General features: G+C 63.8%; 18 protein-coding genes. 14 read left to right on the forward strand and 4 right to left on the reverse strand.

Features of this window, described 5'->3' with window-relative positions:
- The first annotated feature begins 86 nt into the window (after positions 1 to 86).
- From BLT86_RS20055 to BLT86_RS20065, 3 genes are read left to right on the forward strand one after another with little or no spacing between them, the layout of a single operon-like run.
- The gene (locus BLT86_RS20055; RefSeq protein ID WP_017676388.1) at positions 87 to 719 is read left to right on the forward strand and encodes an FMN-binding negative transcriptional regulator; all 633 of its coding nucleotides are present in this window, start codon (positions 87 to 89) and stop codon (positions 717 to 719) included.
- 19 nt (positions 720 to 738) lie between these two features.
- Positions 739 to 1,179, forward strand: coding sequence for a GNAT family N-acetyltransferase (locus BLT86_RS20060; RefSeq protein WP_017676389.1), 441 nt, complete (start codon positions 739 to 741; stop codon positions 1,177 to 1,179).
- Positions 1,179 to 1,850 carry a GNAT family N-acetyltransferase gene (locus BLT86_RS20065; RefSeq protein ID WP_017676390.1) on the forward strand — a complete coding sequence of 224 codons (672 nt, stop codon included), beginning with the start codon at positions 1,179 to 1,181 and terminating at the stop codon, positions 1,848 to 1,850. Before BLT86_RS20060 ends, BLT86_RS20065 begins: the two co-directional genes overlap by 1 nt.
- Positions 1,851 to 1,854: 4 nt before the next feature.
- Here the strand turns inward: BLT86_RS20065 and BLT86_RS20070 are convergent, their stop codons facing one another.
- On the reverse strand, positions 1,855 to 2,673 hold the full coding sequence (locus tag BLT86_RS20070; RefSeq protein WP_017676391.1) for a helix-turn-helix domain-containing protein: 819 nt from the start codon (positions 2,671 to 2,673) through the stop codon (positions 1,855 to 1,857).
- Positions 2,674 to 2,832: 159 nt separating this feature from the next.
- Between BLT86_RS20070 and BLT86_RS20075 the strand changes: the two genes are divergently transcribed.
- The 9 genes from BLT86_RS20075 to BLT86_RS20115 all read left to right on the forward strand — a co-directional run bounded on the left by BLT86_RS20075 (position 2,833) and on the right by BLT86_RS20115 (position 12,165).
- A complete protein-coding gene (locus tag BLT86_RS20075) occupies positions 2,833 to 4,272 on the forward strand; it encodes an alanine/glycine:cation symporter family protein (RefSeq protein ID WP_017676392.1) in 1,440 nt (479 codons plus the stop codon).
- Positions 4,273 to 4,400: 128 nt separating this feature from the next.
- Complete coding sequence (locus BLT86_RS20080) at positions 4,401 to 5,390, forward strand: asparaginase (protein ID WP_017676393.1); 990 nt, start codon at positions 4,401 to 4,403, stop codon at positions 5,388 to 5,390.
- 27 nt (positions 5,391 to 5,417) lie between these two features.
- A complete protein-coding gene (locus BLT86_RS20085; RefSeq protein ID WP_017676394.1) occupies positions 5,418 to 5,861 on the forward strand; it encodes a GNAT family N-acetyltransferase in 444 nt (147 codons plus the stop codon).
- A 71-nt stretch (positions 5,862 to 5,932) separates the two neighbouring features.
- The gene (locus BLT86_RS20090) at positions 5,933 to 6,379 is read left to right on the forward strand and encodes an Lrp/AsnC family transcriptional regulator (protein ID WP_017676395.1); all 447 of its coding nucleotides are present in this window, start codon (positions 5,933 to 5,935) and stop codon (positions 6,377 to 6,379) included.
- 392 nt (positions 6,380 to 6,771) lie between these two features.
- Positions 6,772 to 7,866 carry a TRAP transporter substrate-binding protein gene (locus tag BLT86_RS20095; RefSeq protein ID WP_017676396.1) on the forward strand — a complete coding sequence of 365 codons (1,095 nt, stop codon included), beginning with the start codon at positions 6,772 to 6,774 and terminating at the stop codon, positions 7,864 to 7,866.
- Between the two features lie 4 nt (positions 7,867 to 7,870).
- Entirely contained in the window at positions 7,871 to 8,392 is a 522-nt protein-coding gene (locus tag BLT86_RS20100; protein ID WP_017676397.1) for a TRAP transporter small permease subunit, read from the forward strand.
- Positions 8,389 to 9,714 carry a TRAP transporter large permease gene (locus BLT86_RS20105; RefSeq protein ID WP_092379130.1) on the forward strand — a complete coding sequence of 442 codons (1,326 nt, stop codon included), beginning with the start codon at positions 8,389 to 8,391 and terminating at the stop codon, positions 9,712 to 9,714. Before BLT86_RS20100 ends, BLT86_RS20105 begins: the two co-directional genes overlap by 4 nt.
- A 21-nt stretch (positions 9,715 to 9,735) precedes the next feature.
- Positions 9,736 to 10,572: a sulfite exporter TauE/SafE family protein gene (locus tag BLT86_RS20110; protein WP_017676399.1), complete on the forward strand. Its 837-nt coding sequence runs from the start codon at positions 9,736 to 9,738 to the stop codon at positions 10,570 to 10,572.
- Positions 10,573 to 10,581: 9 nt separating this feature from the next.
- Positions 10,582 to 12,165 carry a gamma-glutamyltransferase family protein gene (locus BLT86_RS20115; RefSeq protein ID WP_017676400.1) on the forward strand — a complete coding sequence of 528 codons (1,584 nt, stop codon included), beginning with the start codon at positions 10,582 to 10,584 and terminating at the stop codon, positions 12,163 to 12,165.
- A gap of 145 nt (positions 12,166 to 12,310) precedes the next feature.
- Here BLT86_RS20115 and BLT86_RS20120 read toward each other — a convergent pair whose 3' ends face one another.
- The gene (locus tag BLT86_RS20120) at positions 12,311 to 12,706 is read right to left on the reverse strand and encodes a RidA family protein (RefSeq protein WP_017676401.1); all 396 of its coding nucleotides are present in this window, start codon (positions 12,704 to 12,706) and stop codon (positions 12,311 to 12,313) included.
- A gap of 68 nt (positions 12,707 to 12,774) precedes the next feature.
- Positions 12,775 to 13,683 carry a glutaminase B gene (gene glsB / locus BLT86_RS20125; protein WP_017676402.1) on the reverse strand — a complete coding sequence of 303 codons (909 nt, stop codon included), beginning with the start codon at positions 13,681 to 13,683 and terminating at the stop codon, positions 12,775 to 12,777.
- 141 nt (positions 13,684 to 13,824) lie between these two features.
- Between glsB and BLT86_RS20130 the strand changes: the two genes are divergently transcribed.
- Entirely contained in the window at positions 13,825 to 14,754 is a 930-nt protein-coding gene (locus tag BLT86_RS20130; protein ID WP_092379133.1) for an AEC family transporter, read from the forward strand.
- On the opposite strand, the gene BLT86_RS20135 is transcribed toward BLT86_RS20130, so the two are convergent.
- Positions 14,744 to 15,385, reverse strand: coding sequence for a hypothetical protein (locus tag BLT86_RS20135; RefSeq protein WP_092379137.1), 642 nt, complete (start codon positions 15,383 to 15,385; stop codon positions 14,744 to 14,746). The two genes, BLT86_RS20130 and BLT86_RS20135, sit on opposite strands and share 11 nt — an antisense overlap.
- Before the next feature lie 404 nt (positions 15,386 to 15,789).
- On the opposite strand from BLT86_RS20135, the gene coxB reads away from it, so the two are divergent.
- Positions 15,790 to 16,914: a cytochrome c oxidase subunit II gene (gene coxB / locus BLT86_RS20140; protein WP_092379140.1), complete on the forward strand. Its 1,125-nt coding sequence runs from the start codon at positions 15,790 to 15,792 to the stop codon at positions 16,912 to 16,914.
- Positions 16,915 to 16,917 lie beyond the last annotated feature (3 nt).

The raw sequence follows: 16,917 nt of genomic DNA on the forward strand, positions 1-16,917 counted from the left end.
TGGCTCTATCAAAGTCGTCGGTAATGGACCTTACGTCAGGCCAATATCCTGCCTAGCATGGCCCCATCACGCCAGGAGAAAACGTCATGTACTGCCCCGCCGCCTTTCGCCAGGACGATCTGCCCAGCCTGCACGTGCAGATACAGGCCAGTGGACTGGCCATCGTGACCAGCGCTGGCGCACAGGGCCTTCAAGCCAGCCATCTGCCGCTGTTGCTTGAACCTGGCGAAGGCGAGCTCGGCACCCTGTACGGCCACTTCGCCCGCGCCAATCCGCACTGGCGTGACCTGGCCAGCGGCGCCGAGGCGCTGGTTGTGTTCAGTGGGCCGGACGCCTACGTGCACCCTGGCTGGTACCCGGCCAAGGCCGAGCACGGCAAGGTGGTGCCGACCTGGAATTACATCGCCGTGCATGCCTGGGGCCGGGCCGAGGTGTTCGACGAGCCGGAGCGCCTGCTGCAACTGGTCAGCCGCCTCAGCGACCGTCACGAACAAGGGCGCCCGCAGCCCTGGGCTGTCAGCGATGCGCCGCGCGATTACATCGACGCCATGCTGCGCGCCATCGTCGGCTTCGCCCTGCCGATTCGCCGACTCGAAGGTAAATGGAAGCTCAGCCAGAACCGCTCAGCCAGCGATCAGGCCGGCGTGCGCACCGGCCTGGCAACGTCCAACAACCCGCGCGACCACGAACTGGCGGCGCAGATGAATCCCACCGACTGATCACCGAAGGAAGGCCATCATGCTCGACATTCGCCCCATCACCGCTGCCGATCACGCCGCCTGGTTGCCGCTCTGGCAGGCTTACCAGCGTTTCTACCAGGCCGAGATCCCAACCGAGACCAGCGCCCTCACCTGGCAGCGCTTTCTCGACCCGGCCGAGCCGATGCACGCCGCCCTGGCCTGGCAGGACGGCGAGGCGGTCGGTCTGGTGCACTTCATCTATCACCGCAGTTGCTGGACGAGTGGTGACTACTGCTACCTGCAGGATCTGTTCGTCGCCGAGCACATTCGTGGTGGTGGCATCGGCCGCGCGCTGATCGAGCACGTTTACGCCGAGGCCCGCGCTGCCGGTGCCAGCCGCGTGCATTGGCTGACCCAGGAAAGCAACTACCAGGGGCGTATGCTCTACGACCGCATCGGCGACCGCTCCGGTTTCATCCAGTACAGGAAGCTCTTCTGATGACGCGTGATCTCGCTCACTGGCAACCCCGTCCCACACCGGACCAGCGCACCTTGCAAGGCCGTTTCGTGCGTCTCGAAGCACTCGATGTCACGCGGCATGGCGATGATCTGTGGCGCGCGCTGCAGGGGCCGGACCCGGCGCTCTGGGATTATCTGCCCTACGGTCCCTTCACCGAGCGAGGCGCCTTCGATACCTGGCTGGCCGGCAATGCGCAGAGCCGTGATCCGCTGTTCTATGCGGTGGTCGACCTGGCCAGCGGCCGCGCCCTGGGGCTGTTCAGCTACCTGCGTATCACCGCGCAGGACGGCAGCATCGAGATCGGCCACGTCGCCTTCGGCGCGCCGATGCAGCGTACCCCAGGCGCGACCGAGGCGGTCTATCTGCTGGCGCGCCACGCCTTCGACGATCTCGGTTATCGCCGCCTGGAATGGAAGTGCGATGCGGCCAATGCCCGCTCGCTGCGCGCCGCCGAGCGCTTCGGCTTCAGCCAGGAAGGGCTGTTCCGTCAACATATGGTGCGCAAGGGCCGCAACCGTGACACCGCCTGGTTCTCCATCATCGACGGGGAATGGCCGGCATGCCGCGAGGCCTTCGAGCGCTGGCTGGCTGTGGATAACTTCGATGAAGCGGGGCGGCAGAGGCAGCGCCTGGAGGCGCTGCGGGGGTAACGCCCTACTCCATCTCGAACAACCCAGCACGCAGCTGCGCGCCGCCCAGGCGCTGGCGGATGTCGTCGTCGATGCGCGGGTCGTCGGGGGCGTAGAGCATCAACTGGCGATAGGCGTTGACCCGGTTGATCTCGTTGCCCAGGTACTGCCAGACCACGCGGGTGCAGGCTGGTGTGCGGCGGTCGCCGCTGGAGACGCCGGTCTTGATGCCATTGAGGCGGATGATGCGGCTCTTGAAGCTGGGAATGAGGATGGTCTGGCTCATTTCGTTGCCGGTGAGCGACTCGTAGTCCACCAGAAACAGGCGGTCCTGCAGGAAGAACGCCGTGCCCAGGTAGCGACAGCGCACCCAGTCCTCACTGCCGCCGCGTGTGGGTTCCTGGCGCTCCTGGCGTTCCTGGCGCTCGAACAGGTAGTTGCCGCGCTCCTCGCGCAGGTGCACCAGTGACAGCAGTACGTGTCCCGGTACCGACATGCAGTTGGAGTATTCGAAGTAGTAGCCGCAGTAGCGCTCCATCGGGCTGGCCTGACGGCGCAGTGGGGCGAACAGGTCCAGCAGCGGGTCGTTGCCACTTTGCTGCTGCGCATCGCCGCTGCGGGCACCGATCAGGCGGGTGAACTGCTCGGCCGGCATGGCCAGCTCGAAGGGTTCTACACCGAAGAAATCGCAGATGCGCTTGAGGTTGTGCGTGGTCGGTCGGCTCTGCCCGGCCAGGTAGCGGTTGAACTGCGCGCGGTTGATCGCCAGCTTGCGACATACCTCGGCAATCGAGCGGTAATGGCTGCAAAGCAATTTCAGATTGCTGCCGAGGGAATCGGACATATGGCCGCTCCAGCTGATGCGAATGACGCGATTCTAGCATCAACTCGCATCAGATCGCCGCGACCTGCGAAATTGTCCCGCGCGGCGCCTTCACCAAAGATTGCGCCACCCGCCCGGCGCGGCGCATTCCCATTCAGAACAACAAGAGAGAAAGCCTCCATGCTCGATCTTCTCAATGACCTCATCTGGAGCAAGCTGCTGATCGTGATGCTGATCGGCCTTGGCCTGTTCTTCACCATCGCCTCACGCTTCGTCCAGTTCCGCTACTTCGGCAGCATGTTCCGTATCTTCAGCGAGGCATTCCAGCGTCAGCCGGGCCAGCTCAGCTCGTTCCAGGCGCTGATGCTTTCGGTGGCTGGCCGCGTGGGCGCCGGCAATATCGCCGGTGTATCGGTGGCGATCATGCTCGGTGGTCCGGGCGCCATCTTCTGGATGTGGGTCGTGGCCCTGGTTGGCATGGCCACCAGCTACTTCGAGTGCTCGCTGGCGCAGCTGTACAAGCGTCGCGAGGCTGATGGCGGCTACCGCGGCGGCCCGGCTTTCTACATTCAGCATGGTCTCGGTCAGCGCTGGCTGGGTATCGTCGTATCGATCCTGCTGCTGGTGACCTTCGGCTTCGGCTTCAACGCCGTGCAGTCCTTCACCGTCGCCAGCTCGCTGCACGACACCTTCGGTATCCCGACCCTGGCCAGTGGCATTGCCCTGACCGTGGTGATCGGTCTGATCATCTTCGGTGGCATCAAGCGCATCGCCAAGTTCGCCGACGTGCTGGTGCCGGTGATGGCGTTCTCCTACCTGGGCATGGCGCTGCTGGTGATCGGTCTGAACATCACCGAAGTTCCAGCCACCTTCGCCCTGATCTTCAAGAGCGCCTTCGGCCTCGAGCCGGCCTTCGCTGGTGGCATCGGCGCGGCCATCATCATGGGCGTCAAGCGCGGCCTGTTCTCCAACGAAGCCGGCCTGGGCAGTGCGCCGAACGTGGCCGCGGTCGCCGAGGTCAAGCATCCGGCTGCGCAGGGCATCGTGCAGTCGCTCAGCGTATTCATCGACACCCTGATCCTGTGCAGCTGCACCGCGCTGATCATCCTGCTGTCCGGCGTGTATCAGCCGGGCATGGAACAGGCCGGTGTGGTGCTGACCCAGAGCGCCGTTGCGGCCGTGGTCGGCGAGTGGGGCCGGGTGTTCGTCAGCCTGGCGCTGCTGCTGTTCGTCTTCACCACCCTGATCTACAACTACTACCTGGGTGAGAACGCCCTGGGCTTCTTCAGCCAGAAGCGCGGCCCGGTGATGATCTACCGCGTGCTGGTGGTCGGCCTGGTGCTGTGGGGTTCGGTGCAGGATCTGGGCACCGTGTTCGCCTTCGCTGACGTGACCATGGGTCTGCTGGCGATCTGCAACCTGATTGCCCTGGCGCTGCTGTTCAAGGTGGGCCTGCGCCTGATGCGCGACTACGATAGCCAGATCAAGGCAGGTGTTGAGTCGCCGGTACTCGATGCCAAGCAGTTCGCTGATCTGGACCTCGACCCTGCCGTCTGGGGGGGGCAGCCGGGTAAAACCGCCGACCAGGCGGAAATCGGTGATCGCGTCTACCAGCGTTGATCTGACTCAGATGGAAGAAGGGGGCAAGGCCCCCTTTTTCTTGCCTGCCAGCTTTGGCAGCCATTGTTCGGGCAGTCGTAAGCGACGTTGCGAATGTCGCGCAGACCCGTGATTTGTGAGGAGAGCCCATGGCGACCCCAGAAAAACTCCTGGTGCTGTACACAGGCGGCACCATCGGCATGCAGATGAGCGCGGACGGCCTGGCGCCGGCCTCGGGTTTCGAGGCGCGCATGCGCACCCAACAAGCCAGCGAGAACGCCAGCGAGCTGCCGCAATGGACCTTCCGCGAGCTGCTGCCGCTGATCGACAGCGCCAACATGAACACCGGCCACTGGCTGGCGCTGCGTGACGAGATCGTCACCGCCGTGCAGACCCATGGCCACGACGCCGTGCTGGTACTGCATGGTACCGATACCCTGGCCTACAGCGCCGCCGCGCTGAGCTTCCTGCTGCTCGGCCTCGACGTGCCGGTGGTGCTGACCGGCGCCATGCAGCCGGCCGGTGTCGATGGCGGTGATGCCTGGCCCAACCTGTTCGGCGCCATGCGCGCGCTGTATCGCGGCGTCGCGCCTGGCGTGCACCTCTACTTCAACGGCCAGCTGCTGCATGGCGCACGTTGCTCGAAGTTGCGCAGCGACGCTTTCGATGCCTTCCAGGTGCTGCCGCGTCAGCGTCAGGCCGAACGGGCCTCGGTCGATGCGCGGATCGACTTCCGCCAGCCGCGCCAGCCGGTCAATCTTGCCGTGCTGCCACTGCATCCGGCGGTGCAGGCCGGGCAACTGCAAGCTCTGCTGGCCAGCGGCGTGCAGGGGCTGCTGCTGGAGTGCTACGGCAGTGGCACCGGCCCGGCCGGCGATGCGCAATTGATGAGCGTGCTGCGTGAGGCGCATCAGCGCGGTGTGGTGCTGGCGGCAATCAGTCAGTGCCCGCAAGGCCATGTGCAGTTCGGTGTGTATGCGGCCGGCAGCCGTCTGGCCGAGGTCGGCCTGGTGTCCTGTGGCGGCATGACCCGCGAGGCGGCACTGGGCAAGCTGTTCGCCCTGCTCGGCGCCGGTTTGCCACAAGCTGAGGTTGAACACTGGCTGGCGCGCGATCTCTGTGGTGAGATGAGCGACTGATCCACCTGCCCGAACAGAGGAAGGACGATGAGCATCGAAATTCGCCCTGTAGTCGCTGCCGATCACGAAGCCTGGTTGCCCTTGTGGCAGGGCTACCAGCGCTTCTATATGACCGAGATTCCAGCCGAGACCAGCGCCGTTACCTGGCAGCGCTTTCTCGACCCCGCCGAGCCCATGGGCGCCGCCCTGGCCTGGCAGGGTGACCAGGCCATTGGCCTGGTGCACTGGGTCATCCACCGCTCGACCTGGACCACCGGTGACTATTGCTACCTGCAGGACCTGTTCGTCGCCAAGGGCCAGCGCAGTGGCGGCGTTGGTCGTCAGCTGATCCAGCATGTCTACGAGCAGGCGCGTGCTGCCGGCTGTTCACGGGTGCACTGGCTGACGCACGAGAGCAACAGCCAGGCCAAGCTGCTGTACGAGCGCATCGGTGAGCGCTCGGGATTCGTGCAGTACCGCAAGCTGCTGTAGGTGGGGGCGAGAGAGGGAGGTTGGCATGCATTGCGCATCGCCAGTGCCCCCTCGTCTTCAAGCTGACAGCCATGAACAAGCTCGACAACGCTCTGCTGAATATCCTGATCAAGGACTCGCGCACCTCTTTTGCCGATATCGCTCGCCAGCTCAATATATCCAGAGCCCACGCACGCACTCGGGTACAGGCCCTGGTCGATACCGGCGTCATCGAGAAATTCACCGCTGTGGTGAATCCGGAAAAGCTCGGCAAGGGTATTTCCACCTTCGTCGATCTTACTGTCGCGCCGCATGCTATCGAAGCCGTCGCCGAGCGACTCTCGGCTACCGTGGAGGTGGTCAGCCTGTACATCATGAGTGATCTGAAAAGCCTGCACATCCACACGTTGACCGACAGCTACGAGACCTTCGATGCTTTCGTGCGCGAGCATATCTTCAACCACCCGGAGATTCTCACGGTTGACTGCAAGGCACTGATGACGCGGGTGAAGCACCGTCGTGGCGGTGCTCGCCTGTAACATCCTGATACATCGAGCTATTTCTCACTGTTCCGGAAGCGTCGGCGCCTTAAAAAAGCGCTCAGTGCGCTCATCTAGTGCATAACTGACATTCGTCAGTTGAAGGCAAGGTCAGCGGACCGATCGTATGCAAATGGTTTGGCACTGCTGACAAATGTATTCATTACCCGTGGCGTATTGACGATTCGTCGCAAGCGACAGCCCAGAGGTGCTTATTTTTTGTGCAGTCTGGCTAACGGCCATATTCTTCAAAAAATAGATAAGTCATTATAAAACAATAAGTTATATATATTTTTCTACTGGCACGCGTGTTGCTCTAGGGCTTCCAGACCACTTTACATCCGATAGGCCATCCCGCTGATCGGAGCCACTGTGTAACTGGAGACCGCCCCATGAGCCTTAACCGTCGTAAATTCCTCGGTGCTGGAGCCGTTGCCGCAGGCGCAGGCCTGACCCTGGGTGCCTCGGGCATCGCCACTGCCAACGAGAAAACCTTCAACTGGAAGATGACCAACGCCTACGCGCCCGGCTCGCCGTTCTATGTGCAGGGGCCGGGCAGCCCGACCGATTTCTGCAAGCGTGTCGAGGCCATGTCCAATGGCCGCCTGAAGATTCAGCACTTCGCTGCTGGCGAGCTGATCCCGGCGCTGGAAGGCTTCGATGCGGTGTCCAGTGGCATGGTGGAAATGAACGCCGCCAATGCCTTCTTCTGGGCCGGCAAGATCCCCGCCGCGCAGTTCTTCACCGCCGTGCCCTTCGGCATGAATACCCAGGGCATGAACGCCTGGTTGTACAACGGCGGCGCGCTGCAACTCTGGGAAGAACTCTACGCGCCCCATGGCCTGGTGCCGATGCCCATGGGCAACACCGGCACCCAGATGACCGGCTGGTTCCGTCAGCCACTGGAAAACGTCGATAGCCTCAAGGGCCTGAAAATGCGTGTGCCGGGCCTGGCCGGCAAGGTCTACAGCGAACTGGGCGTGGCGGTAAGGCTGCTGCCTGGCGGCGAGATTTTCCCGGCGCTGGAGCGCGGAGTGATCGATGCTGCCGAATTCGTCGGACCCTATCAGGACCGCCGCATGGGCCTGCATAAAGCCGCGAAGAACTACTACACCACCGGCTGGCACGAGCCGACCAACGTCACCGAGCTGATCATCAACAAGAAGGCCTGGGAAACCCTGCCGGCCGACCTGCAAGCCATCGTGCGCATCTGCGCCCAGGCCTGCAATGCCGAGAGCCTGGCATGGTCCGATGCGGTCAACGCCGATGCCCTGGAAGACCTGGTGACCAATGAAGGTGTGATCGCCAAGCCGCTGCCGGGCGACATCATCACCCGCCTGCGCGAGGTGACCAACGACACCCTCGCCAGCATGGCTGCCGCCGACCCGGCAACACGCAAAGTGCACGATCACTTCATGGCGTTCCGCAAGAAGTACAGCAGCTGGTCGGCCACCGGCGAAAAAGGCTTCATGGACCTGGGGGTGTGAGGCGATGCATGCCGTGATCAACCGCATCGAGCAGTTGGTCGAGACCCTGGGCAGTCTGGCACGCGGCTGCGTGCTGGTGCTGGTCCTGCTGGTGTCGGCCAACGTGCTGATCCGCTATGGCTTTTCCGTGAGCCCGGTGGCGTTGCAGGAGCTTGAATGGTTTCTGATTTCGCCCATCGCGCTGCTTGGCATCTCCTACGTGTTGAAACACCGTGCCGATGTGCGGGTGGACTTCATCTACGAGAAGTTCCAGCCGCGCACCCAGGCTGCGGTGGATCTGTTCAGTGCCCTGGCGACCTGCCTGATCGGCGCGTTCCTGGCCTGGGTCTGCTGGCATTACATGATGCAGTCCTACGCCATTGGCGAAGGCTCGCCGGACCCTGGCGGCCTGCCCCATCGCTTTCTGGTCAAGGCCTTTCTGCCGCTGGGCTTTGCCCTGTTTGCCCTGCAAGGCATTGCTGACACCCTGCGTGCCCTCAAGAGCCTGCTCGCATCCAACCCGACACCTGAGGAGGCCTTGCCATGAGCCCCAATGAATGGCTGGCAATCCTGATGGTGCTCGCCTTTTTCTCGATGATGATGGTCGGCGTACCGGTGGCCATCTCCCTGGCTGTGTCCGGTTTCGCCGCCGGCCTGATCGGTTTCGGCCCGATGCTGTTCAGCCTGCTACCGGCGCGCATGTTTGGCGTGGTCAGCAACTACACGCTGCTGGCGATTCCGCTGTTTACCTTCATGGGGGTGATGCTGGAGAAATCCAGGGTCGCAGAGGACATGCTGGAGACGGTTGGCCAAGCCATGGGTGGCCTCAACGGCGGCATGGGCCTGGCCATCGTGCTGGTCGGCGTGCTGCTCGGTGCCTCGACCGGTATCGTTGGCGCCACCGTGGTGACCATCGGCCTGCTGACCCTGCCGGTGCTGCTGCGCCGCGGCTACAAACCCAGCGTGGCCTGCGGCACCATCTGCGCCTCCGGCACCCTGGGGCAGATCATTCCGCCGAGCCTGGTGCTGATTCTGCTGGCCGATATTCTCGGCGAGTCGGTGGGTTCGATCTTCGCCGCCGCCTTTATTCCCAGCCTGATGCTGGCCGGCGTCTACATCGTCTACATTCTGCTGCTCGGCTGGCTGCGCCCGCAGTGGGTGCCGGCGATTCCTGCCGAGGAGCGCGCGCTGATCAGCCGCAAACAGCTGTGGCAGAACATCGCCAAATCGGTATTGCCGCCGCTGCTGCTGGTGGTCTGTGTGCTTGGCTCGATCATCGGCGGCCTGGCCGCGCCGACCGAAGCGGCCTCCATCGGTGCACTTGGCGCGCTGGTCATCGCCGGCTGCGCCAGACGTCTGAACCGAGATACCCTCAAGCAGACCCTGCACGGCACCCTGAGCATCAGCGCGATGATCTTCCTCATCCTGCTCTGCTCGCAGCCGTTCTCCCTGGCCTTCCGCGGCCTGGGCGGCGAAGCCCTGGTGCATGATCTGTTCAGCCTGCTGCCGGGCGGCGAACTGGGCGCGATCCTGTTCCTTATGGTGCTGCTGTTCGTGCTCGGTTTCTTTCTGGAGTGGATCGAGATCTCCTACATCGCCCTGCCGATGTTCCTGCCGGTATTCATGGGCTATGGCACCGACATGGTCTGGCTGGCGATTCTAGTGGCGTTGAACCTGCAGATGTCGTTCCTCACGCCACCGTTCGGTTGGGCGCTGTTCTTCCTCAAGGGCGTGGCACCACCAGGCATCAGCACCAAGGACATCTACATCGGCGCACTGCCCTTCGTGGCGCTGCAAATGCTCGCCGTGGCCCTGGTGTTCGCCTTCCCGACCCTGGCGACCTGGCTGCCTAAGGCAATCGGCTGGTAACCCTCACATAAGAGAACGCCTATGGAATTTTTCTCTGCCTACAGCCCGCTGTGGCTGGCCGGGCTGGTCAGCGCTCTGCTGCTGACCGGCGCGGTGGCCGGCATTCTCGCCGGCTTGCTCGGCGTCGGTGGCGGTATCGTCATCGTGCCGGTGCTGTATCACCTGTTCACCCTGCTCGGCATTGATCCTGAAGTACGTATGCACGTGGCGGTCGGCACCTCGCTGGCGGCCATCGTGCCGACCTCGATCATCTCCGCCAGGGCGCACTACAAGCGCGGCGGGCTCAAGCCTGAACTGCTCAAGCCGCTGATACCCGGCACCCTGATCGGCGTGCTGATCGGTGCGTTGCTAAGCGGCTATCTCAGCGGCCAGGTGCTGGCGGCGATCTTCGCTGTGATCGCCCTGCTGGTGGCGCTGAACATGGCGGTCGAGCGCAACCTGAGCCTGCGCGACGGGCTGCCCGGCACAGCCGGTACCAGTGTGCTCGGGGTGTTCATCGGCAGCCTGTCGACCCTGATGGGCATTGGCGGCGGCACCCTCAGCGTGCCGATCCTCAATGCCTGCCGCACGCCCATGCACATTGCCGTGGGCACCGGCGCCGCCCTGGGCGTGGTGATCAGCCTGCCCGGCGCCCTGGCCTACCTGATCAACGGCCTGGGTGCGGACAACCTGCCACCGGCCACCCTGGGCTATGTCAACCTGCTCGGCCTGGCGATGATCGTGCCGGTGACCATGCTCACCGCGCCCTGGGGCGCACGCATCGCCCATGCCATCAACGCGCGCCTGCTGCGCCGTCTGTTTGCCCTGTTTTTGGCCCTTACAGCAGTACGCATGCTGTTTGGCGCCTTTGCCCTCTGAGGAACGATCATGCTGAAAAGTACCCACGCCACCCGCGGCATTTTCGTCGCCCCCCATCACCTGGCCGCCCAGGCCGGCCGTGACGTGCTCAAGGCAGGCGGCAACGCTGTCGAAGCCATGGTCGCCGCGGCTGCCAGCATCGCGGTGGTCTATCCGCACATGAACGCCATTGGCGGTGACGGCTTCTGGCTGATCCACGAGCCGGGCAAGGCCCCGGTGGCCATCGACGCCTGCGGTAGCAGCGCGGCCCTGGCTGATCGCGCGTTCTACGCTGGCCTGGAGGCGATCCCCAGCCGTGGTCCGACGGCCGCGCTTACCGTCGCCGGGACCATCGGCGGCTGGGCCAAGGCTCTGGAAGTGGCATCCGCATGGGGTACGCCGCTGCCGCTGCGCGACTTGCTCGCCGAGGCTATTGGCCAGGCGCGCAACGGTATCGTTGTCAGCCGCAGCCAGGCGCATCTGACGCGGGTCAAGTTCGATGAACTCAAGGACGTGCCGGGTTTCGCCGATGTCTATCTGAACAATGGTCAGGTGCCCGCCGAAGGCAGCCTGATGAAGCAGACGGCTTTGGGCGACACCCTGGCGCACCTGGCAGAAAAAGGCCTGGATGACTTCTACCGAGGCGAGCTGGCTACGCGCATGGCTGCCGAGCTGGAACAACTGGGCAGCCCGCTGCGCCTGGCCGATCTGCAGGCCTACCAGGCCCAGGTGGTTACCCCGCTGCAGGTGCGTTTGGGCGACGCCACCCTGTACAACATGCCACCGCCAACCCAGGGTCTGGCCTCGCTACTGATCCTCGGCGTGTTCGAGCGCCTCAAGGTCGTCGAGGCCGAAGGCTTCGCCCATGTGCATGGCCTGGTCGAGTCGACCAAACAGGCATTCATGATCCGTGATCGTGTGGTCACCGACCCGCGCCGCGTGCCGGCCGACCCGCAAGGCTTCCTCGCCCCGGAAAACCTCGATGCTCTGGCGGCGGCGGTCGACCCTGACAGCGCCCTGGAATGGCCGCGCCCGACCTCCCCCGGCGACACCATCTGGATGGGCTGCATCGACAGCGAAGGCCGCGCGGTGAGCTTTATCCAGAGTGTGTACTGGGAGTTCGGCTCCGGCATGGTGCTGCCGTCCAGCGGCGTGGCCTGGCAGAACCGCGGCATCAGCTTCTCCCTCGACCCGGCCGCGCTGCAGGCCTTGGAGCCTGGACGCAAGCCGTTCCACACTCTCAACCCGGCGCTGGCGTTGTTCGACGACGGCCGCGTGCTGAGCTACGGCACCATGGGCGGCGAAGGCCAACCGCAAACCCAGGCCGCGCTGTTCAGCCGTTATCGTCTGGGCAGCGACCTGCAGGCCGCCATCACCGCGCCGCGCTGGCTGCTGGGGCGCACCTGGGGCGACGTCAGCACCAGTCTCAAGCTGGAGAATCGCTTCTCCGCCGAGCTGATCGAGCAATTGCGCGCCGCCGGCCATGTGATCGAGGTGCTGGACGAAGCCTTCAGCGACACCATGGGCCACGCTGGCGCGCTGCTACGCCACCCCAGCGGCGTTCTCGAAGGCGCTGCGGACCCGCGTAGCGACGGCAGCGTCTGTGGTTTGTAAAAGGGTCGTTGCAACCCTGTGCAGGCCATAGCGCACACCTGTAGGAGCCCCGCCTAGGGGCGAAGCGATTGTTGCCACTCAGTGAAATCGAGGGTGTACACCGCATTCGTCGCGGGGCGCGACTCCTACAAAAGCTCAACAGGCCCTATGGCCGGCGAGCGATGAAATCGATCTCCACCAGCGCGTGCCGCGCCAGCCCGGTGGTGCCGATGCAGGTGCGCGCCGGGCGTTTGCCTTCGGGGAAGTAGCTGGCGTAAACCGCGTTGAAGCGCTCGTAATCGCTATAGAAGTCAGTGAGGAACGCGCGCGCCGAGACCACGTTTTCCAACCCCAGGCCCAGGCCGTTGAGCACTACCAGCAGGTTGTCGAAGGTCTTGTGGGTTTGCGCCTCGATGCCTTCGGGCAGCGGCGCCGCTTCGTTGCCTGGATCGATGGGCAACTGGCCGGTGATAAATACCCAGCCATCGGCTTCGCAGGCGTGGGAGAACGGTGCGACCGGCGCGGGCGCAGCGGCGAACATGTGGTATTCGGGCATCGACATGGGCACTCCTGGTCTTTTCGTCAGTGGCCGCACGACGGCGCGGCCTGCTGCGACCATACCCTATCGAATCAGAACACCGACCAGCCGATGCGCTCGCTGAGCAGCTCCAGCGCCTTGATCCCGGCCAGGGAGTTACCTGCGGCGTTCAACTCCGGTGACCACACACAGACACTGAACTGCCCTGGTACCACCGCGACGATGCCGCCGCCGACGCCGCTCTTGCCCGGCAGACCGACGCGATAAGCGAAGTTGCCGGCTTCGTCGTACAGGCCGCTGGTAGCCATGATGGCGTTGATCTGCTTGGTCTGGCGGGGCGACAACACCTGTTCGCCACTGTGCTGGCAGAAACCTTCATTGGCCAGGAAGCCGAAGGCACGCGCCAGGTCGACGCAGCTCATGCGCAGCGCGCAGCAGCTGAAGTAGCTGCGCAGCACCGCCTCGACTTCGTTGTGAAAATTGCCGAACGACTGCATCAGGTAGGCTGCGGCCGCGTTGCGCGCGCGGTGCTGGTACTCCGACTCGGCGACATGGTTGTCCACCGTCACTTCGGGGTTGCCCGACAGGCGCCGGACGAAGTCGCGCATCGATAGCGCCGGTGCGGCGTAGCGCGACTGGTTGATGTCGCAGATGACCAGGGCGCCGGCATTGATGAACGGATTGCGCGGCTTGCCACGCTCGAACTCCAACTGCACCAGCGAGTTGAACGGCTGCCCGGACGGCTCGTGGCCGAGGCGCTGCCAGATGCTTTCGCCGCTGTGGCCGATGGCCTGGACCAGGCTGAACACCTTGGAAATGCTCTGGATCGAGAAAGGCGTGCGGGCATCGCCGGCGACATGCACCTGGCCGTCGTTGCCATACACGGCGATGCCCAGTTGATCGGGCACCACGCTGGCCAGTGCGGGAATGTAGTCGGCCACCTTGCCCTGGCCGATCAGTGGGCGGACTTCATCGAGAATTTCGTTCAACAACGCTTGCATGCTCAGGCTCGCGAGGGCGTCGGGCATTGCCCGGCAGGTCTGAGCTAGACGCCCAGTGACGGACACGAATCACAGCGCGCGGCTTGCTCTGCACGGTTCTGCGCCCTAGTCTCGGCCTCTTCCTGTCGACGGCGTAGCCTGATGTCCACCGTTCTCAACGTCCTGTTGCCGATCTTCGGTCTGATCCTGGTCGGCTACATCTGCCGGCGAACCAATCGCCTGGGGCCGACCGCGGCATCGGAGATGAACCGCTTCGTGGTCTGGCTCGGCCTGCCGGCCCTGCTCTTCAGCCTCACGGCCAAGGCCGACTGGGCGCAGATCTGGCAACCCGGTTTCCTGCTCGCCTTCACCGGCGGCATGCTCGCGGTGTTTCTCGTCACCCTGGCATACCGCTGGCAAACCACCGGCAGCCTGGTCGACGCCAGCATCGATGGGCTCAGCGCCGGTTATGCCAACACTGGCTATATCGGCATTCCACTGTGCGTGCTGGTACTGGGTGAGGAAGGCATGGCGCCCGCGCTGATCGCCTCGCTGCTGGTGGTCTGCGTGCTGTTCGGCCTGGCGGTGGTGTGCATCGAAGTAGGTCTGCAGAGCAAGAAGGGGCTGGGTGGTGCCATCGTTCAGGTGGTCACCGCCCTGTTGAAGAACCCGCTGGTGGTCGCGCCACTGCTCGGTGCTGCCTGGGCCTTTGGTGGCGTGCAGATGCCCGCGGCACTGGACGAGTTTCTCCGCTTGCTCGGCGCGGCCACCGTACCCTGTGCACTGGTGTCGCTGGGATTGTTCCTGGCGCAGCGCCAGAGCGGGCCGAGCGAAGGCGCCTGGCCGCTGGTGGCGCTGAAGCTGGTGCTGCAACCGCTGGTGACCTGGTTCATCGCGTTCGTGCTGCTCGACCTGCCAGCCTTCTGGGCGCATGCCGCGTTGCTGCTCAGCGCACTGCCAACCGGCACCGGGCCGTTCATGCTGGCCGAGTATTACCAGCGCCAGGCGGCGCTGGTGTCGCGGGCGATCCTGTTTTCCACCCTCGGTTCGCTGCTGACCCTGTCGCTGATCCTGCTGGCGATCAACCCTTGAGCTGCAGTTCCACACCCAGTTGCTGTGACAGGCAGGGCCAGCGCTGCCAGGCCGATGCGGTATCCGGCGCCGCCAGGCGCTCGCGGTAGGCCTGCACCGAGGGTTGGTCGAAACTGGCGTCGTCGAGCATACCGGTCAGGGCATGATGCACAGCCTCATCGAGCTGATTGGCGAAGGGTTCGCCGATCAACTGATGGGCGATCAGATTGGCGCGCGTGGTGTCCAGCGGGATCAGCGGCTGGCCGAGGTGGGCGATATAGCGGTCATTGACCTCCTCCACCAGGCGATGGGCCAGATAGGCCTCGTCGAGCAGGCCTTCGAGTCCTTCGTGGCCTTCCATCAGCGCCGGTGGCTGCAGGAAGAAATGCTCGGCGATCTTCAGCACCGGTTTCACAGCGGCCTCGATTCCCGCTTCGCGCGCGACCTCGGCAGCGGCATCGAGCACATCCGGCACCTCCTCGATATAAGCGATGACGAATGCGCTCAGAACCCCTGGCGCATCCTCCTTCGGCAGGCGGATGGACGGGTGCAGGCGCTCCAGCTGAGTCTGCAGGAAGCGCGAGAGAGCCTGGCTGCCGCTTTCCTGCTGGCGAGCCTGAGCGATCAATTGACGAAGGGCAGCGGTGTTCATGACGGCTCCTACATTTCAGGACATGGGCGTGAACATTAGCCGGCCGTTTGGTCGGGCTAAGACGCGATTGTCATAATTTTTTCATACTTATGCGAGTTAGCTATAACTACCTGTATCAGAACGGCTACACCCCGCGTCATTCGGGGCGTTTAGGACAAGGCTTGCGCGCCTTCGGCCATTTTTGCACGCACGTTGCGAGGTGAAACTCGCCGTCTATACTCGAGTTCGAAAGGCAGTACCTGATGGAACCGGACGAGCTCAGGCACGGAGAGGTTTCGGCAGTAGTCGCCAGCAGTTGAGCGCGGTGCGCGGACAGTGAGTCCGCCTTGTCGCTCCATGGCAGTCGATCCCTTAGCCGCAGGCTCAGCCGGCGGGATAACAAGAACAATCAAGGGGAACCCGCAATGATGCGACATCCACGAGTCTGGATGGGCCTCCTGCTGTGGCTGGCATTAGGCTCGGCGCACGCGCAGTGGACGGTCAATATGGCGCCCGGTGTAACCGACGTCAGCCGCTCCGTGTTCGATCTGCACATGACCATTTTCTGGATCTGCGTTGTGATCGGTGTGATCGTGTTCGGCGCCATGTTCTGGTCGATGATCATGCACCGCCGCTCCACCGGCCAGAAACCCGCGCATTTTCACGAAAGCACCACCGTCGAGATTCTCTGGACCGTGGTGCCGCTGGCCATTCTGGTGGTGATGGCGATCCCGGCGACCAAGACGCTGATCGAGATCTACGACACTTCCGAGTCCGAGCTGGATATTCAGGTCACTGGCTACCAATGGAAGTGGCACTACAAATACCTGGGTCAGGACGTCGAGTTCTTCAGCAACCTGACCACGCCGCGTTCGCAGATCAACAACCGCGAAGCCAAGGGCGAACACTACCTGCTGGAAGTCGATGAGCCACTGGTGGTGCCGGTGGGCACCAAGGTGCGTTTCCTGATCACCGCCGCCGATGTCATCCACTCCTGGTGGGTGCCGGCACTGGCAGTGAAGAAGGACGCCATCCCCGGATTCATCAACGAATCCTGGACGCGTATCGAGGAGCCCGGCATCTACCGCGGCCAGTGCACCGAGCTGTGCGGTAAGGACCACGGTTTCATGCCGGTGGTGGTCGAGGCCAAGTCCAAGGAAGACTTCGATGCCTGGCTGGCCGAGCGCAAGGAGGCAGCCGCCGCCGAGCGTGAGCTGACCAGCAAGGAATGGACCATGGAAGAGCTGATGGCGCGTGGCGAGAACGCCTACGTTACTGCCTGCGCAGCCTGCCACCAGCCTAATGGTGAAGGTTTGCCACCGATGTTCCCAGCGCTCAAGGGCTCGGCCATCGCCAAGGGGCCAGCCGAGGGGCATATCGACATCGTCTACAACGGCAAGCCGGGCACCTCCATGGCCGCCTTCGGCAAGCAGCTGTCGCCGGTCGATCTGGCCGCCATCATCACCTACGAGCGCAACGCCTGGGGCAACAATGTCGGTGACATGGTCACGCCCAAGGACATTCTCGATTTCTCCAAGGCGCAGGAGTAAGGA

It is taken from the genome of Pseudomonas sihuiensis (assembly GCF_900106015.1).
In the GTDB taxonomy this organism is placed as follows: Bacteria; Pseudomonadota; Gammaproteobacteria; order Pseudomonadales; family Pseudomonadaceae; genus Aquipseudomonas; species Aquipseudomonas sihuiensis.